We start from the raw sequence: 25663 nt of genomic DNA on the forward strand, positions 1-25663 counted from the left end.
AACTCAATACAATTATGAAGAAGATGTGGTATTATACATTGATGTTGTTTGCTTTGTGCTTCATAGCTTGCGAAGATACGGATAAACTGGAGGCGGACATCAACTCTTTGAATGATCGCGTAGAGGCATTGGAAAATAAAGTGGAAATGCTGAATGGAAATATTAAGGCTTTGAATATCTTGTGCCAAGACGGTATGATTATATCCAAAGTGGAGCATGATGCTGAAAATGGAGTTTACACACTGTCTTTGAGCGACGGCACTACATTGAAGTTGGCGGAGAGAGTGGATGGTTTCGCTTCTATTCCGTTGGTTACTATCAATGAAAACGGGAATTGGGCGGTAAGTTATGACGATGGAGCCAGTTTTGTGGAGATTAAGAAAGGAGATGCTCCGGTTTATGCTATCGGTAAAGATGGCATTACTCCTGAATTCCGTGTAGGTACAGAGGATTTTTGGGAAATTTCACTGGATGGTGGCAATAACTATGTACGGGTTTTAGATGAAAACGGCAACCCGGTGAAAGCTGTGTATGACCCTGCAACCAATCCGAACCAGCAGTTTACAGGGGTTGTTCAGAAGACCGATTGTTTGGAAATAACGCTTAGTAGTGACAATACGGTGAAGGTTCCTATCGTCCCTGGTTTCTTCTGCTATTTTGATAGAGCCATTACGGGTGAACAAAATATAAATCCGGGTGGAACTAAAACATTTAATGTGCATATTAATGGAGCTGAAAGTACGGTTATTACTGCTCCTATGGGATGGAAAGCAACGTTGGCAGAGGCAGATGCAATCACTCATGTAGCTGTATTGACGGTGATTGCTCCGAAAGGTAAGCCGGCTACTCGTGCAATAGCTGATAATACAAGGGATATTTCTATCCTTGCGATGAAAGGAGGGTTGGCTACGCTTACTAAGATTCAGGTGAACCCGATTGAGGTAGAAACCGGGGGAGGGGATGAACCGACACCCGCTCCGATTGTAAACTTAATAACTATTCCTATTTCAGCAGAAATGAATATAATAACATTATTGAATACAGACCCGTATAAAGAGATATCGCAAACAGGAGATTTTTGGTTTCATAGAAGTGATAAGTCATCAGAAGCAGAAGTTTCCAATAATGGAAGTTTAGCATTGGTTGACGAAATGGTAGAAGGTAAGTCTGTGAAAGCTGTCAAAATAGAATGTAAGATAGCTAATAGCTTTTTTAAAATAGCTTTAGGCTATTTTAAAAAAGAAGCCAATTGTGATATAACGAAGAAATACAAATTGTCTTTCAAAATGAAAGGGACATTAGGCGCTAAGCTACTGACAACAGTACGAAATGCAGATAATACTTATGCTTTTGGTGTGTATAATGAGAAAGGAGATCCTACTACTACAGTAAAAACTTCTGCAACTACTAAGGATAATGAATGGGAACCGGCAACGGCTGTATTTGATTTTAGTAAGAAAGCTTCTAAAGTAGCGAGTATTAAAGTCGATAATCCTTTGACATCTTCTACTGTAGAAGATGCTGCGACTATTGATATCCGGCTTTATCCTCAGGCAGCAAATACTACCTTTTATGTTACGGATATTAAATTTGAAGAATACGTTCCTGTTGCACAATAATCTCGTGGATTTTAGTATCTTTGTTTACAACCATTTAGTATAAACATATACGCTTGATATCTTATACAACCTGTCATTCAGAGCGCAGCGAAGAATCTCTTCCCTATGTGCATATAAAAGAGAATAGATTCTTCGCTGCGCTCTGAATGACAGATAATCAATGGTACAAACTAATTTTAACCATTTATCATATGAAACATCTCCTACTATCCCTCGCCTTCCTCTGCGCGCTCCCTTTGAGTGCGCAGCAGGTTATCGGCTTTGAGGAGCAGGTTCCGGCGGGCTTCACTTCTCCCGACAAGAAATCCCTGTCCTTGTCAAACCGTTACTATAAAGAAGGCAAGAAGAGTCTTGAATGGGATTTCCGTCCCGGTTCAGTAATGAATGTTGCGTTAGACGCCCCGTTGGCGTTGAACAACAAGACAGAGAACACGCATGGCATCACGCTGTGGATATATAATGAAAAGTCACAGCCCGATTCGTTGCGTTTTGAGTTTCTCAATGCAGAGGGTAAGGTGTCCTATTGGTTCACCTACCGGTTGCAATCGCCCGGGTGGCGTGCCTGCTGGATTGGCTTCAAGAGTATGCGCGGTGATAAGGCAGACAAGACGATAGCCTCTTACCGGGTAGTGGCTCCCGACCGTAAAGGCCGTGTATTCTTTGACCGTTGGAAGTTCCCCGAAAAGGCGATGAACCTGCGTACCACCCCCGATATGCAGATAGACTACAACAGCCTTGCCGTGGGGCGCGACCTTTGGCACTGGTGCCGTGTGTGGGAATGGGAACAGTATGAATACGACATTCCCCGTCCTGCCAAACTCACGGAGAAACAGCGTCAGGAACTCAAGATGATAGAAGACCGTTTGAGCGATGCCCTGACACCGCCTGCCGCTTCAACCGTGGCAGCCGCAGTGAAGAAAGCTACGGCAACCTACACTAAAGCCGACATCTATCCGTCGGGTTCGGGCTTTACCGGTGCGCCCCTGCTTGCTCCGGACGAGTTGCATCGTGATAAAGGCGAGCTATCATGGAACGACCTCGAAGCCATGCTTACCGGATTTGCCTACGACGCCTATTGCAACAAATCCTATGAAGCCGAGGGCAACTACTTCGCCGTATGGGACTATGCCATAGATCAAGGCTTTGCCTATGGCAGCGGCATGGGTACTAACCACCACTACGGCTACCAGATACGTAAGATATATACCACGGCTTGGCTGATGCGTAAAGCCATTCTGAAATCTTCACGTCGAGATGACATTCTCAAGACACTGCTCTTCTGGTCTGCCTTGCAGGAAACGAGACGCCCTTGCGCAGAGATACGCGATGAGATGCTCGACTCTTGGAATACCCTGTTGCAACCCAAGCTGATAGCTGCCATGATGATTCCCGACGAATGTGAGCGTGTGCAGGCATTGCAAGGCTTATCCCGTTGGGTATCCGGTTCGGTCAACTGTACGCCGGGTACGATTGGCGGTATCAAAGTAGACGGCACAACCTTCCATCATGGCGGTTTCTACCCCGCCTATACCACCGGCGCACTCGCTACGGTGGGCGATTATGTGGCTATGACCAGCGGAACGGGATTTGTTCCTTCGCTCGAAGCCCGCCGCCTTTTGGCAAGTGCATTCACTGCCATGCGCAATTACTCCAACCTCATAGAGTGGAGCACCGGACTTGGCGGACGTCATCCCTTTGGTGGTAAAATGGGTGGGGCGGACATTAAAGCATTCGCACAACTGGCGCTCTCCGGAGACTTGTCCGGACAGGGCGGTGACTTCGACCGCTTGCTGGCTGCCGACTATCTTCGCCTGATGAACGGCAAGAACAGTCCCGAAGCCCGTCTCTTTAAGGAGAAAGGTGTTCAGCCTGCCGAGGCTCCGCAAGGTTTCTTCGTCTACAATTATGGCGCTGCCGGCATTCACCGCCGTGACAACTGGATGGTGACGCTCAAAACATTCAACACCAATGTATGGGGTTCGGAGATTTATGCAAAGGACAACCGCTACGGACGTTACCAAAGTTACGGCTCTGTCCAGATAATGGGCTATCCCTCACGCAAGGCGAGCGGATATGTGGAAGAGGGCTGGGACTGGAATCGCCTGCCGGGCACGACCACCATCCATTTGCCTTTGGAACTGCTGGACAACCCGCGTGCCGGTACTTTAATGGCGCGTTCCACCGAGAATTTTGCCGGAACTTCCTCACTGGAAGGCCGCAACGGTATGCTTGCCATGAAGCTGAAAGAGGCCGATTACAAGAATTTCACTCCCGACTTTGTAGCGCGCAAGTCTGCTTTCTGTTTCGACAACCGTATAGTCTGTCTGGGAACGGGTATCAGCAACAGCAATGCGCAGTACCCCACGGAGACTACTATTTTCCAAAGCGAGTATCGTCCGGGCAAGGCTGCCATCTCCATGATGGGCAAGGAGATAGACAAACCTGCATTCGGCGCAAAGCTGGCGGGTAATCCCAACTGCTGGTTGCGCGACGGATACGGCAATCATTATCTGGTTTTGGAAGGTCTTGTACGTGTGCAGATAGCCGAGCAGCAGAGTGCCAAAGATACGGATAAATCTCCTACGAAGGGTACATTTGCCAGTGCGTACATTGTGCATGGTCTGGCTCCCAAAGACGCTACTTATGCTTACAGCGTTCTTATCCGGCCCACTGCCGAAGAACTTGCCGCAGCGCAGAAAGATCCGGGTTATTCCATTCTTCGCCGCGACCGGCAGGCACACATTGTTTTCGACCGCGCTTCGGGTGTGACGGGCTATGCGGCTTTCGAGGCGGTCAGCTTGCCGGAGGATGAAGTGGTGGCGGATATCGCTCCCGAAACGATGGTGATGCGCCGTATGGCAGAGGACGGAATGCTGATAGTCAGCGTCTGCGACCCCGACCTGCATATCAAGGAAAAGACCTATACTACGCCCGAACCCAGCGCCCCGTCTCTCAAGACTTTGCACTTGAAAGGCAATTGGAGTTTGGCAGCGCCCAACGAAAAAGTAAAAGTCCGCTCTACAGGAGATGTTACGGAAGTTACCGTCACCTGCCAACACGGACAGCCGGTAGAGTTCCGGTTGAAGAAATAACTGGTTTTCTTTAGGTATTCCTTGCCCCTTTCGCGGTTCTTGTTTCTTCGCTCACGAGGAACGGGATGCGGAAGGGGTTCTTTTTTGCACTATACTTTCCAAACTGACGCATCTTAGCGTCCGAAACCACGCACGTTTGCTCCCCAAACCTCAGGGCTTTATAGAGCTAAGCTGTGGCATTTGGGGAGCAAACGTGCGTGGTTTCGGATACAGTGTCCCTTCCACCCGCTATCCTGCATGAATAGGCGGGTGTGGAGGGTGGAAGGGGTATGAGTGAAAACAGATAATGTCTCTTTCTTAGTAGCGTAAAAGAACTTTTTGACTATGGCGATAATTCTGTTTGATGTACATCAGAACAGAATAGGAAGTATATCAAAAATCCCCCGCTCCAAAGAAGGAGACGGGGGATTCAAACCCATTAATTCACGTTTTTTAGAGATAGATTTAGGTTAGGTTATTGTTACTGCGTTTTTTTTTGTATAGTTATTTGATTATAATGTATTTATATCTTATTTGGATTTTTAATTATTGTACAGAAGCAACGAATTTTTCTATCTTAATTTCCTTAATAGATAAAGTGCTATTGTCGGTATAGTTATATAAGTATATATTTATATTTCTAGTATCATCCTTTGTCGCTGTGTCAAAAGTGGTAATGGGGGGATTTAAAGATGAAAAATCACTGGAACCAGTAGTGGAACATTTTGCCATATTGATAAATGTACTGACTGTATGGGTATTGTCGGCTGTACCGTCTTTGTTTATTTTAAAGGATCGTACAGTCATGAGCTTTCCTGTCATTTCAGAATTAGCAGCTAATTGAAAAAGTTTATTATCTGTATAGTTAGAAATGGCGATCCCCATGCTACCATCGGCTATATTAGATGAACCTGTTATTGATATTTGATAAATAGTTTGTTCGAATGGCTTAGCACAGTGGAAACTTATATTTGAGTTATTCCATGAACCTTTAGTTGTATGTTGAAGTGTAATCGCATCATTTGTGTAACTTATTGTGGCAAGAGGTGCTTTCCCATTCTCTCTTCTAAACCAAAAATCTTCTTCACCTGAAGCTTTTGTTGTGGTAGCTGCACTCCATCCTTTATATGTATATGTTGCAGATATATCTGTTGTTAATAATGGTAATGTAAATGAAGTAACAGGTGTTACTACTTCCGTAGTGTTCTCAGCGATACTTCCATTCCCTTCCCATGCAGAGATACTTTGGTCATTAGTCGTTACATTCACAGAAGGTTTAGCTGTACCGATATTTACATCCAAAAGGGTATATTTAGCGGCTACGTATTTGGCTCCACTTGCAGCGGCTTTCATTTGATATTTCTTTCCATCGGCTAAAGTAACAGTAATCAAAGTTTCTCCACCTGCAATCTCTTGTGCAGGAACTACTGCACGATAAGTATAAATATTGCTTGTTGCGTCTTCGTTGATAGACCCCATTGTTACATCGGCTACTGCTCCTTCAGCAACGCCAGCGGAAGGACTTCCAAGTGTGAGGGATGCTTCTGTCTTAACATTATTCAAGACCACACTTGTTGGAGCTGCGCTAACCAAACTTCCGGAAATTTTTGCTTCTATCATGGCATATGCATGCTTGAAACTTAAATTTACAGTTGTTGCATTGATTGTTGCTGCAATCTTATCGGTTGCTAATACATCACTGACATTATAGTTGTTCACAACATTCTGATTGGGGTTTACGTTAATGGCGATTTTTGTAGGATTAATTCCTTCCTGTGTATTAGCTTGATATGGGTAATAAGCATAATAGTCGTATGCAACTTCCGGATAGATGGGAGTTTCAGAAGTCCATGTGCCATCTGAATATGTAAGTTTTACGTTAGAATATATAGGAGTATCAGTTCCTATTACACCATTTTCTGCATAGACAAACAGACCAATTTCATCGCCATTGGCAAAAGTCGTTACATGGTCTGGAGTAGTACTCGTACGGGTTCCGGCTATAGATGTTTGGAACTGTACAGGCTGTAATTTCCCATTGTTTGCAGGGTCTTGTTCGTCCATCTCATTGTTACATGCGCTCATAGACAATAACGCTACGGCAGCCATCATGAAATACTTAATGTTCTTTTTCATAATTCTTATAATTTGAGGTTTATATTATTTTATTTCTTCTCCGTCGCCATTGATGATTCCACCTTGTCCCCAGTTGATGATGGGTGATTTATCAACAACAATAATCAGGTTCTCATTATTGATGGTGGTATCGAACGTGTACTCTTGTGAGCCTTCGAACTGGTCTGTAGCTTTCGGAATTTCATATTCGTATGTTTTTCCGGTTCCTTCGTTGGCAGCGGGGAGTTCTATTATTACTTTATAGCCTTCTGTGGTGCTGGCAGGCAACACCATACCTTGTGCGGTAATGAGGATTTCATTATCTTCTTTGTCATCTTCGGCACGGGTGGAGGCTTTCTCTTTCTTGGGCTCTGTGGTGGTCAGCTTGATGTCCTCGCCGATTGTCACATCACGGAAGTTTATTTTGCCGGTGGTGGCATTGAAGTTGCCGGAAACGGGCAGTCCTTGCAGGGTGACTAAAAGGCCTTTCAAATCGGCTTCCGTCATGCCATAGCCCACTTTGAACTGGAAAGTCAGCTTTGTCAGCACAGGAGTTAGCGGGAGTTCCGCCTTGCGGCTGTCCTTGTTTAAATCCGCTACACGGGCAAAGAGCAGTTGCGACGCGTACTCGTAGTTATTAATCAAGTGGATGGCAACGAGACTGTCTGCCAGTACGGTGGTTTGCGGGTAGTAGGCGGCAATGTCCATTTTATCGCCCGTAGCGGGGAAGTAGGGGATAGAGTCGTTGTTGCCCGGCAGGAAGTAGTCCTGATTGTCGAAGCTGTTGGCATAGTAGCGCAGGTTGCTGTAAGGAGCAACAATGTCGTCCGTACCGCCTTTCAGCATATATACGCCAATGGTTTCTCCTTTAAACCAAGTAGTCCCGGTTTCGCTGCCGTAGTCGAATGCTTCTGCCATGATAACGGCAGGGTAGGATTTGCTTTCGTCAACGGGAGTGTCGTTGTCGTCGCACGCAGCAAACAGGGCGCAGGCAAGGAGTAGATGGATAAATTTATTATTAGCCATAAACTTAAGGTTTTAATTTTATATCTTTATTATTCAGCGGTTGTCTCGTTCACGGTGATAGTCACTTCGCGCACAGCTTGCTTTGAGTTCCACATATTGGCGTTGGTGGCAATGAATGTGGCTTTGTAAGTGCCGGGACGGTCGTACCTGAACTCGTAGTAGGGCAGGCGGGCATTAGTGCTCTTGATGGGTGTGCCGCGGTCCGGTTCGATAGTTGCGGCATTGAGCTTCTTGCTTATCATCCAAACCTCTACATCTTTGTCCTTCTCCGTGTCCTTGTCGGGGAAGAAGGAGAGCATACTCTCTGTGATGTCGTACTTCTCACCTTTAGGCTGGGTCTGTACAAGTACGGTTTGGAATCCCCAACCGTAGGCTACATCCTCGTTTTTGTAGACGTATTTGTCCGGGTCGCGCTTAGCCAATGTCAGAAGCTTGATTTGGATACGGGGTTTGCCGTAGTTACTCTCCTTGATGGTGTTGGGACCTGCCTTATATTGGAACGCTACGTAGAAATCTTTATCCAGATACTCTCTGAGGTCGGCCTCGGTATACTCTATGGTTACATTGGCGGTGGCAGAAACGGGCATCTTCAGCCCCTCTACCGCTTTCCATGTAGCTGCCGCTATGTTTTCCGGAGTATATACTCCTGTGAAGTCCGTAGAGACACAAGCAGTGAGCAACTGCTGGTCTTTATAGGCTTTGAGTTCGGTATATACCTGCTCTATCTTGCAGGACATGCCTACGCTGTCCACTCCCTCAATGCGGGTACGTTCGCGGTTGGCGTAGTTGCAGGTCTTGGTTCCGGGGTAGAATGAGATGTAGTCCGGATTGCCGTCGAACCGGAAACGTACAGCTTCACCGACGGTAACAGTGGTTTTGTCAGCGCTTACACCAAACTCAATGTCATCTACGTTGTCAGTCTGGCAAGATGCAAACGTACCTGCTATCAGGGGCATCCAGACATATTTCAGTATAAGGTTATTTATTTTCATATTCTTTAAGTCTTATGGTATTCTTACTGTTCATATTTCTTGGTTTCTCGGCACTTACCAGCCTTCGTTTTGTCCGCAGATGGTGTTGGTGTTCAGCTCGCATTGCGGAATGGGCAGGTAGATATGCTTGCTTGTATCAATGTTGCGGGCGGGTACGGAAGCCACATCGTCCAAAGGATAGCCGATGATGTGCTTGTCGCCATTGGCGTAGACGTCCGTACTGACCAGCAGCTTGATGCGGTTGTAGAAGAAATCCTTACCCATACGGCGCAACTCCATGTGGCGCGGTGTCTCGAAACAGAGTTCGCGGGTGCGTTCTTCAAAGATGAATTGGCGCATACCTTCCGGTGTATTGATGTCTACTGTTTCTTCGCTGTTCTTCGGCGGAACTTCACCCGATGCAATGGCGCTTGCTCCGGCACGTGTACGCACTTCGTTGATAGCGGTGATGGCATCCGGGGTAGGGCCGTTTATTTCATTGTCCGCTTCGGCAAACATCAGCAGGATGTCACTGTAACGCAGAATGGGGAAGTTGATAGATGAGTTGTTGCGTGCCCACGGACGTATGGGGTCGTATTCGGCACGCCACTTGCCGGGACAGGCTTTGCGGTTGTCGGTATTCATTTGGGCTTCGGTCAGCATTTCTTTGTAGACTTTCTTGTTAGCCTCATCTTTCTTCCAAGTGAAGTCGGCAAGGTTCCACCATTTGCGCTGGTCGCCTGTTTCCTTATCTTTCTTGCTTACAACGCCGTACTTCTTGTCGTAGAGGCGGAGCAGGATATGGGTGGCATTGTACCAGCCGTAAGCGAAAGGTACGTCGGGGTCGTAAGTGGCGCTTTGCGTTACGCCGTTGTACAGGCCTACTTTTCCGGCTTCGTTGGAAGCGTCCAGACCATTGCCGTAGAACTCCACTTCAAACATACTTTCGCGTGCGGTGAGGTCGTACTGGTTGGAGCACATCTTGATAAAGAGTCCTGGGTAACCGTTGGCATACTTGGAGTCGGAACTTGTTCTGTTGAGATCGTGAAGTCCGCTGTTCATGACCGCTTTGGCATAGCCGCGGGCTTCTTTCCACGTGTTACCCTCTACGGGGTAACCGGAATACCACAGGTAGGCGCGTGCCAGCAAGCCTTGGGCGGTGGTGCGTGAGATACGTCCCGGAGCGTTCAGTTCATTGGCGGGCAGGCAGTGGCCTTCTTCAATGACTTTACCGTTTTCGTCTACTATACCCGCACCGTATTGGAGGTCTTCAAATATTTGTGCGTAGATGTCCGCTTGCGGCGACTTCTTCAGCAGTTGGGTGGTGAGGTCTTTGGTAGGAGTGGTGCGCAAGGGTACTTCGCCCCAGTATGCCACAAGATTCATGTAGAGAAGTGCGCGCAGTGCACGTGCTTCGGCTTCGTACATGGCTTTCTTGGCGGCTCCGCCGCATTGGCTGTCGGTGAGGTTTGCCAGTTGTGCGAGGAAGTCGTTGGCACGGTCGATACCGGTATAAAGGGCCTTCCATGTTTCGTTGAGGCGTTCTTCGGTATTGTTGTAATTGTACATACATACGTAGAGGTAATCTTTGCCGTAGTCGCGGTTGTAGTACATGATGTCAGTACCTGCATCAAGGTCAGCCCAGAGGTTTTGTCCGTAAAGGGCGCTGTTGCCCAGTATGTCGTAGATACCTGTCAGTCCTGCCATGCAGCCGTTTTCATCGTCTATTACTTGGTCTCCTTCCGGATTGTTGTATATCGTGGTGTCGAGGAAGTTGCAAGAAGTGAAACTTACCGCGAGCAGGAGTATGTATATCAGTTTTTTCATATTACTGTATCTTTAAAGTTCAATAGTCAATGATTATAATCCCAGTTTTACGCCGAAAGTGAAAGACATGGTCTTGGGATAAGACGAGTAGTCGAATCCGCGCGTCATGGCAGAGTTGCGGGTGGAGACTTCGGGGTCGTATCCGGTATATCCGGTCCAAGTCCAGAGATTCTGTCCGGTTACGTAGAGGCGTAGCGAGCTGAGGCGTGCTTTCTTCAAGAGTTTGGCGGGAAAGTTGTAACCCAGCTGTACGGTTTTCAGTCGCAGGAAAGAAGCGTCTTCCACTTCGCGGCTGGTGTTGATGTTGGTAAGGCTGCGGTTGGGTGCGCAGAGGTAGTTGGTATAGTTACCGTCTGTGTACGTACCGTCTCCGTTGTCCGTGCGGGGTGTCCAGTGGTTGGCTGCCGAAGCCAGCTGGTTGATGTGCTTGCCGCGCAGAGATTCCAGCTTCACACGGTTGTAGTTGATAACGTCGTTGCCGTAAGACCACTGGAAGAATACGCTCAAGTCGAAGTTCTTCCATTCGAAGTTGTTGGTGAAACCGCCGGTGTGGATGGGCAGGCCGTGACCGATGATGGTCTGGTCTTCGCTGGTCACTTGGCCGTCGCCGTTGATGTCTTTCAGCTTGACGTCTCCCGGCTGTATGGTGGAACGTTTTTGTGTATTGTTAGGGACGTTGTCTTTCAGTACGAATACGTTGGGGGAGATTTCGTTGAAGTCTTCGTACTGGTACACGCCGTCGTAAACGTAGCCGTACATTTCGGAAAGCGGATGTCCCACTTTACAAATATAGGCATTAGTCACGTTGGGACTGCTGAAACCTACCAAACGGCTTTCCTGCCCGTCGGAAAGGGCGGTAATCTCATTCTTGTTGAATGCGATGTTGAAGTTGGTGGTCCACTTGAACTTGCCGCGTCCGCCGGGGAAGTTTACGGTATTGATGGAGATTTCAAGACCGCGGTTGCGTACGCTGCCGATGTTCTGCTGTACGGAGGAGAAACCCAGTGAGGCGGGCACTTCGGCATAGAGCAGCAAGTCTTTTGTCTCTTTGTTGTAGACATCGATTTCACCGTTGATACGGTTCTTGAAGAGTCCGAAGTCAAGACCAATGTTGGTCTGGTAAGTCGTTTCCCACTTCAAGTCCTTATTGGCTATTTGCGTGATGTACAGGGCGGGGTTCAGTGCGTTGTTGAAGGCGTACTTGTCGCTGGTGGCGTACAGGCGTGACGACGGATAGTTGCTGTTGGTGTTGTTGTTACCGGTTGCACCCCAGCCCACACGCAGTTTCAGGTTGGAAATCGGCGTGTTCTCCAAGTGCATGAACGGTTCGTCGGACAGACGCCATGCGAAAGATGCTGACGGGAAGTATCCCCATTTGTTGTAGGGGAAGCGTGATGAACCGTCGGCACGGATAGTGGCGGTGAGCAGATAGCGTGACTGCCAGTCGTAGTTGGCACGCGCAAAGTAGGACATCAGCCTGTTCTCCACGCAAGTGGTGGTAATGGTACGGGGAGTACCGCTCTGGATGCCCCAGAAACCGTTTTCTTCCCAAGGCACTTGCACGGCTTGCGCACCCAGTACGCTGATGCTTTGGCTGGAAAGTGACGCACCCACCATTCCGGTGAGGTTGTGTTTGCCCATACGTTTCTTATAGGTCAGCGTGTACTCGTTAGACCAGCTGTCCCACTCCTTGACGGAGAATTGCCCGTTCACACCGTTGGCGGAATATTGGGGGTCGCCAAGGTATGTATCGGAGTTGTTGAATTGTTGGCGTTTGTCTGTACGCCAGCTATATGAAAAGGTCGCTCTGAATGTCAGGTTTTTGATGATTTCCCAGTTCAGGTAGGTGTTCAGGTTGAGCTGACGGCTCTTGGTGCGGTCTACCTGATTTTCGATGGTCTTTAGCGGGTTATAGGGATATGTACCGTCATCGTTCACAGTGTCACTGTTCATGAGGTCGTCCGTTTCGCTATATCCGATAGGGCGGTAGGCAAGTACCTGATACAGGAAGTATTGTGCTGTTCCGCCGCCGCTCTGTGAGGGTGCCGAACCTACGGAAACGTTGTTGGCGAAGTTCATTGTAGCACCGAATTTCAAGCTTTTGGTGATATTCTGGTCTAACGTCAGACGGGCTTTCAGGCTCTCGTAGGAAGAGTTGATGATGACACCCTGTTGGTTGTAGTAGGATATGCTGGAACTGTAACGTGTGTTCTTGCTGCCACCGGACAAAGATACGTGGTGGCTTGTCATGGGGGCTACACGGAACACTTCCTTCTGCCAGTTGTAGTAGGGCAGTGTTTTGTAGTCCTCCAACGTACGGTTGCGTCCCAGGTTCTCGCTATATCCGAAGTAAGTTTTTTCCATATCCGAAGCCGAGAGTATGTCCTGTTGCAGTGCCACGAACTGGCTGCCGTCCATAATGTCGAGGTACTGCGGGCGCATCTGCATACTGACGTAGCCGTCGTACGTGACGCGAGGAGCGCTTTCCTTACCGCGTTTGGTGGTAATGATGATGACACCGTTGGCTCCGCGGGCACCGTAAATGGCGGTGGCGGAAGCATCTTTCAGCACGTCGATGGATTCGATGTCATTAGGATTGTAGGCTGCGGCGTTGGGATCATCGGTGGCAAAACCATCAATGACGTAGAGTGGTGCACCGTCGGCATTGTTTGAAATGGTGTTACTGCCGCGGATAACGATGTTGGCTTCCGAACCGGGCTGTCCCGAACCGCTCACTACTTGTACACCCGCCACGCGTCCGCCCAGCGCTTGGTCGAACGAATTGACAGGGGCTTTGGTAAGGTCGTCCATATCCACCTTGCTGACCGAACCTGTCAGGTCGCCTTTCTTTACGGTGGCATACCCCACGGCTACAACTTCGTTCAGCATTACGCCGTCTTCTTTCATTATGACGTCAATCACCTTATTCTTTCCTACCGGAATTTCACGGGTGGTATATCCGATGAAAGAGAATACAAGAATGGATTTTTGGTCGGGAACTTCGATTGAATACTTACCGTTTACATCTGTAATAGTACCGATCGTTGTTCCTTTTACAGTAACGTTGGCTCCGATAACCGTTTCTTTGGTTTCGTCGGTAACCGTACCTGTAATTTTGATTTGTGCTTGCAGCGTAGTCAGCGAAAGCAGCAAAAAGAGTAAAAGAGAACTTGCTCTTCTAAGGCTCACGAAATGGATTCTTTTCATATTATCAAAAGTAAGATTATCTTAGCTGTTTTTAATTTCTTCGGGGCAAAGTTATGAATATATGTAAAATGCTTCTTCTATAATAGTACAGACGGAGTACATTTTCGTACAAAAATGATTTTGTACAGAAAAGAAGAGGTTGTCCGAAAAGAAATTTTAGTTCTCATTCGGTCAACCTCTGTATAAAGGTAATAAAAAGATGATAGGATGATAAAGTGATAATATTCTATCACTTTATCATCCTATCATCTTGTCGTTTTATTTTACTTGTCTTTTCTCAGTTCGGCAAAGATAAGTCCTTCCAGTTCTTCTGCCAGTTCCGGATTGTCCAAGATAACTTGTTTGGCAGCGTCACGTCCTTGTGCGATTTTGGTGTCGTTATAGCTGAACCAAGAGCCGCTTTTCTTAACGATACCCAGTTCTGCACCCAAATCTATGATTTCTCCCGCACGTGAGATGCCTTCACCGAACATGATATCGAATTCGGCACGGCGGAAAGGAGGAGCTACCTTGTTCTTTACAACTTTCACTTTGGTCTGTTTGCCGATGACTTCTTCTCCGTTTTTGATAGCTTGGCCTCCACGGATGTCGAGACGTACGGAAGCATAGAACTTCAATGCGTTACCGCCGGTGGTTGTTTCGGGATTGCCGAACATTACACCGATTTTTTCGCGGAGCTGGTTGATGAAGATGCAAGTTGTACGGGTCTTGCTTACGGCAGATGTCAGCTTGCGCAGGGCTTGCGACATGAGACGTGCCTGCAAGCCTACCTTGTTGTCGCCCATATCGCCTTCGATTTCAGCTTTCGGCGTCAAAGCAGCTACGGAGTCCACTACGATGATGTCGATGGCAGAAGAACGAATCAGCTGTTCTGCAATTTCCAATGCCTGCTCACCGTTGTCCGGTTGCGAAATCAGGAGGTTGTCTACATCTACACCGAGTTTGGCCGCGTAGAAGCGGTCGAAAGCGTGCTCTGCATCGATGAATGCTGCGATGCCGCCTGCCTTTTGCGCTTCGGCGATGGCGTGGATTGCCAGTGTGGTTTTACCGGAAGATTCCGGACCGTAGATTTCAATGATACGGCCGCGGGGATAACCGCCTACGCCTAATGCTACGTTCAGTCCGATAGAACCGGTAGGGATTACTTCTACTTGTTCGACGCTTTCGTCGCCCATCTTCATGATGGAACCCTTGCCGAAACTTTTTTCTATCTTGTCCATGGCAGCCTGTAGTGCCTTTAATTTTTCGCTTGCTGCCATATTATTTCCGTTTTCAAAATTTAGTTCGTCTTTCTTTGCCATTATTTTAGTGGTTAATGCAAATCAGTCCTCAACTTCTTTAACGACCGATTTGCATGATGAATGATTGATACCCGGTGATTGATAATCAATCACTGTTACAGGATTTGTGCGGCGTGGTCTTTAGTCTTTACCTCCTTAGGTGTGATGATGCGCTCAATCACCCCTTCTTCATTAATGATAAAGGTGGTGCGGAAAGTGCCCATATATTTACGTCCGTACATACTCTTTTCGCCCCATACGCCGAATTGCTCCACCAGTTTCTTGTCTGTGTCTGCAATCAGGGTGAAAGGCAAATTGTTCTTTTCGATGAATTTTTGGTGAGACTTCTCGTTGTCTACGCTGACTCCGATGACTTCATAGCCGGCTTTGCGCAAGTCGGCATAGTTGTCGCGCAGATTACAGGCTTGCGCCGTACAACCTGAGGTGGAGTCTTTGGGATAAAAGTAAAGTACTACCTTTTTCCCTTTATAATCGCTCAGGCGAATTTCTTCGCCCTTTTCATTGATACCCAGTACTTCGGGCGCTTTATCTCCTACGTTCATATAAATTAAAAATTAAGAATGAGGAATTAAGAATGAAGAATTAAGAATGAAGAATTACCATACGGCGTATATTGTGCAACTAAATTCTTCATTCTTCATTCTTAATTCCTCATTAAACTAAAGTTCCAAGTCTCCGCCGATAACCTCATGCCAAGGCAATCCTTGCTTGTTAAGCTGTTCCATGAACGGATCCGGATTGAACTCTTCTACGTTCCACACACCCGGTTTCTTCCACAGGCCTTTAAGGAACATCATGGCGCCAATCATGGCGGGAACGCCGGTTGTGTAGCTCACGCCCTGCATGCCTGTTTCCTTGTAAGCTTCCTGGTGGCTGCAATTGTTGTATATATAATAGGTGTGTTCCTTGCCGTCCTTCAAACCGCGGATGCGGCAACCGATAGAGGTTTCGCCTTCGTAGTTCTCGCCCAAATCCTGCGGGTTGGGGAGTACGGCTTTCAGGAATTGCAGCGGAACGATTTTCATGCCGTTGTATTCCACTTCGTCAATGCGTGCCATACCGATATTTTGGATAACACGCAGGTGAGTCAGGTATTCTTGTCCGAATGTCATCCAGAAACGTGCGCGCTTGATGGTGGGGAAGTTCTTTACCAAAGACTCCAATTCTTCGTGATAAAGAAGGTAAGAGTCACGCGGACCGATGTTCGGATAGGTGAGATCTTTATGGATTTCCAGCGGTTGGGTGGTTACCCACTTGCCGTTTTCGTAATAACGTCCGTTTTGGGTGATTTCACGAATATTGATTTCCGGATTGAAGTTGGTTGCAAATGCTTTATGATGATTTCCCGCATTGCAGTCCACTATATCCAAGTATTGAATCTCATCAAAATGATGCTTGGCTGCGTAGGCGGTATATATGCCGCTTACACCCGGGTCGAAACCGCAACCGAGGATGGCAGTCAGTCCGGCATCTTCAAAACGTTTTTTGTATGCCCATTGCCAGCTGTATTCAAAGTGAGCGACATCTTTCGGCTCGTAATTGGCGGTATCCAGATAATTCACTCCGCTTTTCAGGCAGGCTTCCATGATGGTGAGGTCCTGATAAGGGAGAGCCACATTTATGACGATTTCAGGTTTGAAACTATTGAAGAGCGCCACCAGCTCGTCCACGCTGTCTGCATCTACCTGGGCGGTTTTGATGTTAGGGTTACCGATTGCTTTCACAACGGCGTCACATTTGGATTTGGTGCGGCTGGCAATCATGATTTCTGTGAACACATCCGGATTTTGAGCCACTTTGTGCGCAACAACGGTACCTACACCGCCTGCACCGATAATAAGAACTTTACCCATTTCTTCTACTTGCAAAAGTTTTAAATATGATTATCATTTTTTCGAAGAGCAAATATAAGGCTTAATTCTCAGATAAACATTAAAATCCTGCTAAATACTTTGGGGAAAATATTGCTATTTCTAAACAAAGGGTTTGCTTTTGGGTTATTTTACATATCTTTGTTCCGTAAAAATTAACTTAAACAAAAAAATAGCAATGAAGAAAGTATTTGTTTCCCTTTGTATGGCGGCTACTCTGATGGGGCTGTCATCGTGCGCTTCGACTAAAAATGCCGCGACTCTCTCTTCTTTGAGTGGCGAGTGGAATATTATTGAAATAAACGGCAGTGCGGTTGTACCTGCTCCGAATCAGGAATTCCCGTTTATCGGTTTTGACACAAAGACCGGAAAAGTATATGGAAATAGCGGTTGCAACCGTCTGATGGGCTCTTTTGACGTGAATGCCAAGCCCGGACAGATAGACCTTGGCGCGCTGGGAAGTACCCGCATGATGTGTCCTGACATGACAGTCGAGAAAAATGTTCTGGCTGCTTTGGGACAAGTAAAGAAGTATAAGCAACTGGGCAAGGAGAATATGGCTTTGTGCGGTTCTTCCAACCGTCCTCTTATCGTATTGCAGAAGAAGGAAGCCGCTTCCAAGTTGTCTGATTTGAACGGCAAATGGATAATTAGCGAGGCTGACGGACAAGCTATTCCGTCGGGAATGGAAAAACAGCCAGCCATTGAGTTTGACATTGCCGGGAAACGCCTGCATGGCAATGCGGGATGCAACATCATCAACGGTTCTTTTGATGTGGATGATGCCAATCCTACTGCTATCTCGTTTCCAAGGGTTATCAGCACCATGATGGCGTGCCCGGATATGGAAGTGGAAGGCCGGGTATTGAAGGCGTTGAACGCTGTTCAGTCTTTCGGTAAGCTGGCAGGCGGCGGTATGGGCTTCTATGATACGGACAACAACTTGGTAATGGTGCTGGTAAAGAAATAACGGGCGTTTACCGCCTTCTTTATTCCTTCTTTCTCAGCCCGGCGCGTATCCGGCTTAATGATTGCGGAGTGATATACAGGTATGAAGCCAGATATTTCAGCGGTACATCCTGTAATAGCTCCGGATCTTCTTCCATCAATGTAAGGTAACGCTCCTTAGCGGTGGGCGGCGCTCCATAAGCTAATGTCGAGGAATCCACCGACAGTATTTCACGCTCAAAAATCTTTCTGCCGAAGTTTGCCATTTCAATAGAGTGCGAAAACAGGTTTTCCAATTCGGCTTTGCTTATACAATAAGCCGTACTGCCGTTTACGGACTCAATGTTGATTTGTGACGGTTCTCCGTCCACATAGCCCCATGAAGAAAATGCAACCTCGCCAGGGCCGACAAACCACAAGGAATTTTCCGTGCCGTCTGCCAGATAATATGCCCGCCATATGCCTTTCCTTATAAGGTAGAAATTAGAATTCCGTTCTCCTTTCTTGATTATGAGCTCTCCTTTGGAAAAAGAAACTTCTTCCATGTGGGACAGTATATCAAATAAACTTTTCTCAGGCAGTTTATACTTTTTGCAGAATTTCTTCACCATGATTTCCATGCTGCAAAGATATGTTTTTTTCTTTCTCCTTCCTTTTCCTGTTTATATAAATAATGAGTATGAAAAGAGTGGTTAATAGCTCTGCCAGTGGCGTAGCGAGCCATATTCCCGGCTTGCCCAATAGTAAGGGAAGCCCGTAGAAGCAAAGGGCCAGCAGAATAAAACCGCGCAACAAGGTGATGAAGGTGGCATATTTGGCACGCTCCACACTTTGGAAATAGCCGATGGAGACGATGTTGATAGCGAAAAATACGAAACCGCATGCGTATAGTGGCAAGCCTTCCACCGCTATGTCATAGGCAGGATAACTCCGGTCGATGAACATGGCTACGATGTCTTTGCTGCAGAATATCGTAACCAGGGCGAAGCATATGCCGCAACCGATGGCTGTTTTTAAGGCAAGGAGGTAGGCACGGCGTACGCGGAGTGTCTCGTTGAGCCCGTAGTTGAAACTGATAATGGGCTGTGCCGACTGTGCAATGGCATTGTATACCATAAATATAATCGGGAAGAAATAACAGGCAATACTGAATGCCGCCACACCGTCTTCTTTCAGATAATGAATGAACACAAGGTTGCCTACAAACATCATGCAGGCAATCGCCGCTTCACACAGAAAAGCAGACGATCCTAACCGGCACATATAGCCGATGTTGCGTTTCATCAGCTTCATACTGTTGCGGCTGAGCTTCACCGGATAGAAACGCAGCGCACAGTTGCGCCGTGAAAGGTAGACGATAATCATCAACGCTCCTACCGTTGTCCCTATGGCGCTTGCAAAAGCCGCGCCGAACATACCCCATCCGAAAGGGAAGATAAACAGGTAATCGAGTATGATATTCAGAACGGCGGCAACTATGTTGCATAGCATGGCAAAGTTGGGCGAACCGTCCAGCCGCAAGAAAAACATTCCCGAATTCAGCAAAGCTGTAAAAGCGGAGAAAGGTACAAACCAGAGCATGTACTCCACTGCCAGAGGTTCGAGACGTTCCGAACCGCCTAACAAATGCACTATTTGGGGCGCAAACAAGCAGAACAGGGTAGAGGTACATGCCAGCAATAAGGAAGATACCACCACAGACTGTGTAATGTTGATACGTGCCACTTTGGGTTTATTGTGTGACAAGTGGATGGAAGCCACCACAGATGCCCCTACACCGAACATCAGGCCGATGCCGGTGGAAAACAGCCATAACGGCGCCACGATATTGACGGCAGCAAGGGCGTCGCTGCCTATACCTTTTCCCACAAAGATACCGTCGGTAATGACGAATAATGCGGAAAATATCATTCCCAGTACGGTAGGAAGCAATAATTTGCGGAACAATGCCGCAATGTCCATGTTCTTAAAGTCAATGCTGTCTCTCATCTTTTCCATAATCTTCAGTCTTCTATGTATGTTTTATTGTTGCCTGTCTCTTTCTTTAAGAAGTTTGATGGCAAATGCTTATTCGTTCCATCATGGAGAACTTTTCGTTCCACCGTGGAGAACCTTTTGTTCCACCATGGGGTACTTTTCGTTCCACCAAGGTGGAACGAAAGAATGTTAGCGATGCGCCCTCCTAAATGTCCCAAACAATTTCTTGTCTTTTCTTTTTCGGGGGGCAAAAGTAGGACTTTTGAGCGGGATAGGAATTAACAAATGGTAATTTCCGACAGAAAAAATATATTTCACTCTGCCAAACTGACAGACAAACTGTCACATTCATAAATCTGCCTCCTCCTTGAACAATTTGGCACGGCGTTTGTCTTTTTATTGGCGCCTGCCAACGAGGCGGACACCAAAACAGAATAATAACAAATAAAATAATAACGATCATGGGAAAAATTATTGGTATTGACTTAGGAACAACAAACTCTTGTGTTTCCGTATTCGAAGGAAACGAACCTGTAGTAATTGCAAACAGCGAAGGCAAACGCACCACTCCCTCGGTAGTGGCATTTGTTGACGGTGGCGAGCGCAAGGTAGGTGACCCTGCAAAACGCCAGGCTATCACAAACCCGACGAGAACAGTGTTCTCAATCAAGCGTTTCATGGGTGAGAACTGGGATCAGGTACAGAAAGAAATAGCCCGCGTACCTTATAAAGTAGTGAAGGGTGACAACAATACTCCGCGTGTGGATATTGACGGACGTCTCTATACTCCGCAGGAAATCTCTGCAATGATTCTGCAGAAAATGAAAAAGACCGCTGAGGATTATCTGGGACAGGAAGTGACGGAAGCTGTTATTACCGTTCCGGCTTACTTCTCCGACTCTCAGCGTCAGGCCACTAAAGAAGCCGGTCAGATTGCCGGTCTGGAAGTAAAGCGTATTGTGAACGAGCCGACTGCCGCAGCTTTGGCTTACGGTATCGACAAGGCACATAAGGATATGAAGGTTGCCGTATTCGACCTCGGTGGCGGTACATTCGATATCTCTATCCTTGAATTCGGTGGCGGTGTGTTCGAAGTATTGTCAACCAACGGTGATACTCACCTGGGTGGTGATGACTTCGACCAAGTTATCATCGACTGGCTGGTTCAAGAGTTCAAGAACGACGAAGGCGCCGACCTGACTCAGGATCCGATGGCTATGCAGCGTTTGAAGGAGGCTGCCGAAAAAGCCAAGATTGAATTGTCTTCTTCTACAAGCACGGAAATCAACTTGCCGTACATTATGCCGGTAGGTGGTGTACCCAAGCACTTGGTTAAGACTTTGACCCGTGCCAAATTCGAAGCTTTGGCTCACACTTTGATTCAGGCTTGTCTTGAACCTTGCAAGAAGGCTATGAGCGATGCCGGTCTGGGCAACTCTGATATAGATGAAGTTATCCTTGTAGGTGGTTCTTCACGTATACCGGCTGTACAGAAATTGGTTGAGGACTTCTTCGGTAAAGTTCCTTCCAAAGGCGTGAATCCGGATGAGGTAGTAGCCGTAGGTGCTGCCGTACAGGGTGCTGTTTTGACGGACGAAATCAAGGGTGTTGTATTGCTGGATGTTACTCCGCTGTCTATGGGTATCGAAACTATGGGTGGTGTAATGACCAAGCTGATTGACGCTAATACGACTATTCCTTGCAAGAAGAGCGAAACATTCTCTACCGCCGCCGACAACCAGACGGAAGTTACTATCCACGTATTGCAGGGTGAACGTCCGATGGCTGCACAGAACAAGTCAATCGGTCAGTTTAACCTGACAGGTATAGCTCCGGCACGTCGCGGTATTCCTCAGATCGAGGTAACATTCGATATCGATGCCAACGGTATCTTGAAAGTATCTGCCAAAGATAAGGCTACCGGTAAGGAACAAGCCATCCGTATCGAGGCTTCCAGCGGCTTGAGCAAGGAAGAAATTGAAAAGATGAAAGCAGAAGCCGAAGCAAATGCCGAAGCTGACAAGAAAGAACGTGAGAAAGTTGACAAGCTGAACCAAGCCGACTCAATGATTTTCACTACTGAAAATCAACTGAAGGAACTGGGGGATAAGTTGCCAGCCGACAAGAAAGCTCCGATTGAAGCTGCTCTGCAGAAACTGAAAGATGCCCACAAGGCACAGGATTTGGCTGCTGTTGATTCTGCAATGGCTGAACTGAATACTGCTTTCCAAGCTGCAAGTGCTGAAATGTATGCTCAGAGCGGTGCTCAAGGCGGCGCACAGGCCGGTCCTGATATGAATGCCGGACAACAGGGTGGTGCTCAGGATAATGGCAAGCATGGTGATAATGTACAGGATGCTGACTTTGAGGAAGTGAAGTAAGATAGTTGCTAATCGCGATAAATAATAATCAAAAAAGACGTGTAAAAGATTACACGTCTTTTTTTGTCTTTTTTGATAAATACAAAAAAATAGAAGTATCTTTGTCAGGCAACTCAAATGCAAACAAATATTATGCCTGGAAACAAATACATTCTGATACTGTGCACATTCTTTATTGGATGCTTTCCCCTCCATGTTTTAGCTGAAAAAGATAAAGATGTTGCTTTGCAAGAATATTCAGCACTTTGTCGGAAAAGTATTTCCCTTCCACAAGCTCCGCAGATGTGTGACACACTTGCCGATATGGCAAGGAAAGCGAATAATAATGATGTGGAAATCTATGCGGCGGCTATAAAGCTGGAATGTTATTACTTCAAGAATGATGAGCAGCAGATAATCAATCAGGTGGAAGTTGTGAAAAAGCTGTGCAGGGCATATCAGAACTATTACTATTATTACTTTGTTTGGGGAAACCGCTTGATAACTTTCTACATCAAACAGAATAAGATAAACATTGCCCTCTATGAAATAAAGAAGATGTTGCAGGAGGCACAAGCTGACAATTATCAACCGGGAATAGCGGAATGTTTCCGTTCCTTTGCCGTGATTTACTTGTCGCAGTCTGCCTTCGGACTTGCGATGGAGTATTACCAGAAAGAGATTGACGTATATGAGAAAGCGGGTATTGATTACCTCAATCTGCCTGTGGAATATTCCACGTTGGCACAATGTGCCATAGAACTCAATCTGCCCGATAAGGCTGCGGAAGCCATAGAGAAAGGCCGTGAGCATATCAGGAAGAATGACCCCTATCAGACTTTTGTCATTAAAAAAGCTAATCTGCTCCTTTGCCTCTATCGGAAAGACTTTGCTAAAGCCGAAGAAGAATATGCCGCCATAGAAAAACTGTTTAAGGAAAATACAAGGCTGGATAACTTCACGGGTGATTTGTATGATACACGTCTGTCTTACTACAAGGCTACCGGTCAGCGGGATAAGGCAATGTCGCTTCTCCATTTTCTGGAAAATGAAGCCTGCTACAACTGTACGGCTTATTTGGCTAACAGCCTCAAGAAGCAGAAGGCTGACCTTTATATGGAGAATCGCGAATATCGGCTTGCCGCCCAAGAATATCGCGCATATATAGAAGGTAAGGATACGTTGAATACGAAGTCTTTACAAAACTCGGTCAGTGAGTTCAATACGATTCTCGAAGTAGAGTTGCTGCAAAAAGAAAAAAATATCCTGCAGATGGCGGTGCAGAAAAAACAATTATACGTCACTTATCTGATTATCGGCTTTCTGGTAGTGCTTTTAGTGACAGGATGGATTGTATGCCTTCGTATTTATCGTTTGAATAGCCGATTGAAGAAATCGGAATCCGACCTCCGGGTTGCTAAAGAGAGTGCCGAGCAGGCCAGTAAGATGAAAACGGAGTTTATTCGTAATATGTCGCATGAGATACGCACTCCGCTCAATTCGATTGTAGGCTTCTCTCAGGTGTTGAACACTCATTTCAGTGCAGATGAGGAAACGAGGGAGTTTGCCAATATTATTTCGCAGAACACTTTCAGCTTGTTGCGTTTGGTGGATGACGTATTGGAGATTTCGGCTCTCGATCAGAACAATACCCTTGTCTATGATGTTTCCGAGAATATTAATAATGCGTGTTATCAAAGCATGGAACAAGCTGCTTATTCCGTACCGGAAGGGGTGCAGCTGGAGTTTACGCCCACGCATCCCGAGTTGATAATTAAAACCAACTCTGTACGTGTGGCGCAGGTGCTTACCAAGTTGCTGCATAACGCCGCTAAATTCACTAAGCGGGGAAAAATAACTTTGAATTATAAGATTGAAGATAAGAATATTATCTATTCGGTGACCGACACCGGTATTGGCATTTCCGAAGACAAGCAAGAGGTCGTATTTGAGCGTTTTGTCAAGGTAGACAGCTTTACACAAGGTACGGGTCTGGGGCTTCCGCTCTGCCGTATCATTGCCAACGGGTTGGGCGGAAGCCTGACGTTGGACAAGACGTACAAAGACGGATGCCGTTTTCTGCTGACTTTACCTTTTGTACCTTGCTAAGATAGGGAAGGTCGGTTTCCTGTTTTACCTTTTTTTCAATACGCTGTTCACCACCCTGATAGAAGATACCAGCTTGTTGGTAGAAGTGAATACATCTACATTCCATACGTGTGATGAACGTCCTTTATGCACGATAGTTGCCACCGCTCGCACGGTATCTCCTTCGTGTGCGGAAGATATATGGTTTCCGCTGACTTGCATACCTACGACTATCTCATCAGGTTGGCAGGTTATCATAGAGCCGAGTCCGGCGACGGTTTCGGCAAGCGCAAGGGTTGCACCGCCATGCAGAATGCCAAAAGGCTGGCGGGTACGGTGGTCTACGGGCATAGTCGCTTCTATACGGTCTTCCGAGGCATAGGTGTATTGGATGCCCAAATTACCCATTAGCGCATGGCGTGCCCGTGCATTCAACAGGTCAAGTGGAATTTCTGCGGCGTGAACTTCGGCTAAAATCATTTTCTCTACGGCTTGGGCGACACCGTCTTCTTCATTGGAAGCCGTTACGTAGTCGGCGCAAACTTTTACAGAGTCTTGTGAGTGGCCCATGGCTATGCCTAAACCGGCAATCTGTAGCATATTGACATCACATACACCGTCTCCAATGGCAATTACTTCCTCGCGGGTAATGTCCAAATGTGAGAGTAAAGCACCTAACGTGTTGGCTTTATCAATTCCGCAAGGTACGACTTCCAAAAAATAGGGTTCCGAACGAAAGACATCTAAAGTACCGTCCAGACGTCTTTTCCAATGTTCTTCCAGTCCGGTCAATGCTTCTTCGTCGTCACTGACCAACATACATTTACATGGCGCGAAGTCTACTGCTGTGGAGAATTCTTCTTCCTTGATAATCTTCAGATTATTCAGTTTGGCTTCGGCATGGATATGTTCGTTGCCGGGACTGTTTGTCAGGATAGTGTCATCATGATAAGTGAATATGGCGAAACCATTCTTGCGTGCCTTCTTTTCCAGATAGGGCAGCATTTCCGGGTTGATTCGGCGCTCGAACAGGATTTCTCCATTTTGCGCATTGATTATCTGGCAACCGTTGTAGGAAACAATAAAGCCCCCATAATTACCCAGTTCAAGCGTTTTGGCCAGTGGCATGAGCCCATAGGTAGGTCTGCCGGAAGCCAATACAATACGCACACCCATTTGCTGCACCTTGAGCAAAGATGCAAGAGTGCGTTTGCTGATTTCCTTTGCATCGTTGAGGAGTGTTCCGTCTACGTCAAGAACTAATAATTTATATTTCATGGCG

General features: G+C 46.9%; 17 protein-coding genes. 6 read left to right on the plus strand and 11 right to left on the minus strand.

The features are described 5' to 3' along the window. Positions 1–14: 14 nt before the first annotated feature. Entirely contained in the window at positions 15–1619 is a 1605-nt protein-coding gene (locus DW121_RS05195; RefSeq protein ID WP_147399660.1) for a PL29 family lyase N-terminal domain-containing protein, read from the plus strand. A 191-nt stretch (positions 1620–1810) separates the two neighbouring features. Next, the gene (locus tag DW121_RS05200; RefSeq protein WP_118323188.1) at positions 1811–4711 is read left to right on the plus strand and encodes a chondroitinase family polysaccharide lyase; all 2901 of its coding nucleotides are present in this window, start codon (positions 1811–1813) and stop codon (positions 4709–4711) included. Between the two features lie 525 nt (positions 4712–5236). On the opposite strand, the gene DW121_RS05205 is transcribed toward DW121_RS05200, so the two are convergent. The 8 genes from DW121_RS05205 to DW121_RS05240 form a co-directional block, all read right to left on the minus strand. Next, the gene (locus DW121_RS05205; RefSeq protein ID WP_118323189.1) at positions 5237–6826 is read right to left on the minus strand and encodes a fimbrillin family protein; all 1590 of its coding nucleotides are present in this window, start codon (positions 6824–6826) and stop codon (positions 5237–5239) included. A 24-nt stretch (positions 6827–6850) separates the two neighbouring features. Continuing rightward, on the minus strand, positions 6851–7831 hold the full coding sequence (locus DW121_RS05210) for a fimbrillin family protein (protein WP_117710618.1): 981 nt from the start codon (positions 7829–7831) through the stop codon (positions 6851–6853). Between the two features lie 29 nt (positions 7832–7860). Beyond that, positions 7861–8823: a DUF5017 domain-containing protein gene (locus DW121_RS05215; protein WP_118323190.1), complete on the minus strand. Its 963-nt coding sequence runs from the start codon at positions 8821–8823 to the stop codon at positions 7861–7863. A gap of 54 nt (positions 8824–8877) precedes the next feature. Next, positions 8878–10629, minus strand: coding sequence for a RagB/SusD family nutrient uptake outer membrane protein (locus DW121_RS05220; RefSeq protein WP_118323191.1), 1752 nt, complete (start codon positions 10627–10629; stop codon positions 8878–8880). A 33-nt stretch (positions 10630–10662) separates the two neighbouring features. Further along, a complete protein-coding gene (locus DW121_RS05225; protein WP_117710615.1) occupies positions 10663–13836 on the minus strand; it encodes a SusC/RagA family TonB-linked outer membrane protein in 3174 nt (1057 codons plus the stop codon). A gap of 263 nt (positions 13837–14099) precedes the next feature. Beyond that, positions 14100–15137, minus strand: coding sequence for a recombinase RecA (recA, locus tag DW121_RS05230; RefSeq protein ID WP_004290460.1), 1038 nt, complete (start codon positions 15135–15137; stop codon positions 14100–14102). A gap of 95 nt (positions 15138–15232) precedes the next feature. Further along, entirely contained in the window at positions 15233–15679 is a 447-nt protein-coding gene (gene bcp / locus DW121_RS05235; RefSeq protein ID WP_117710614.1) for a thioredoxin-dependent thiol peroxidase, read from the minus strand. Positions 15680–15796: 117 nt separating this feature from the next. Next, entirely contained in the window at positions 15797–16990 is a 1194-nt protein-coding gene (locus DW121_RS05240) for a saccharopine dehydrogenase family protein (RefSeq protein ID WP_117710946.1), read from the minus strand. A 196-nt stretch (positions 16991–17186) separates the two neighbouring features. Between DW121_RS05240 and DW121_RS05245 the strand changes: the two genes are divergently transcribed. Continuing rightward, positions 17187–17978 carry an META domain-containing protein gene (locus DW121_RS05245; RefSeq protein WP_117710613.1) on the plus strand — a complete coding sequence of 264 codons (792 nt, stop codon included), beginning with the start codon at positions 17187–17189 and terminating at the stop codon, positions 17976–17978. A gap of 19 nt (positions 17979–17997) precedes the next feature. Here DW121_RS05245 and DW121_RS05250 read toward each other — a convergent pair whose 3' ends face one another. Together DW121_RS05250 and DW121_RS05255 are read right to left on the minus strand one after the other, a co-directional pair. Further along, on the minus strand, positions 17998–18576 hold the full coding sequence (locus DW121_RS05250; RefSeq protein WP_117710945.1) for a Crp/Fnr family transcriptional regulator: 579 nt from the start codon (positions 18574–18576) through the stop codon (positions 17998–18000). Next, positions 18539–19954, minus strand: a complete 1416-nt coding sequence (locus tag DW121_RS05255) for an MATE family efflux transporter (RefSeq protein ID WP_118323192.1) — start codon at positions 19952–19954, stop codon at positions 18539–18541. Before DW121_RS05255 ends, DW121_RS05250 begins: the two co-directional genes overlap by 38 nt. A gap of 65 nt (positions 19955–20019) precedes the next feature. Here DW121_RS05255 and DW121_RS15905 point away from each other — a divergent pair, with 65 nt between their 5' ends. The 3 genes from DW121_RS15905 (at position 20020) to DW121_RS05265 (ending at position 24402) form a co-directional block, all read left to right on the plus strand. Beyond that, the gene (locus DW121_RS15905; RefSeq protein ID WP_255420022.1) at positions 20020–20142 is read left to right on the plus strand and encodes a hypothetical protein; all 123 of its coding nucleotides are present in this window, start codon (positions 20020–20022) and stop codon (positions 20140–20142) included. A 252-nt stretch (positions 20143–20394) separates the two neighbouring features. Then, positions 20395–22314 carry a molecular chaperone DnaK gene (gene dnaK, locus DW121_RS05260; RefSeq protein WP_117710611.1) on the plus strand — a complete coding sequence of 640 codons (1920 nt, stop codon included), beginning with the start codon at positions 20395–20397 and terminating at the stop codon, positions 22312–22314. A 132-nt stretch (positions 22315–22446) separates the two neighbouring features. Continuing rightward, a complete protein-coding gene (locus DW121_RS05265) occupies positions 22447–24402 on the plus strand; it encodes a sensor histidine kinase (protein WP_158573915.1) in 1956 nt (651 codons plus the stop codon). A gap of 24 nt (positions 24403–24426) precedes the next feature. On the opposite strand, the gene DW121_RS05270 is transcribed toward DW121_RS05265, so the two are convergent. Then, positions 24427–25659 carry a Cof-type HAD-IIB family hydrolase gene (locus tag DW121_RS05270; protein ID WP_117713317.1) on the minus strand — a complete coding sequence of 411 codons (1233 nt, stop codon included), beginning with the start codon at positions 25657–25659 and terminating at the stop codon, positions 24427–24429. Between the last annotated feature and the right edge of the window lie 4 nt (positions 25660–25663).

The sequence above is a fragment of the Bacteroides sp. AM10-21B genome (assembly GCF_003472565.1).
In the GTDB taxonomy this organism is placed as follows: domain Bacteria; phylum Bacteroidota; class Bacteroidia; order Bacteroidales; family Bacteroidaceae; genus Bacteroides; species Bacteroides propionicigenes.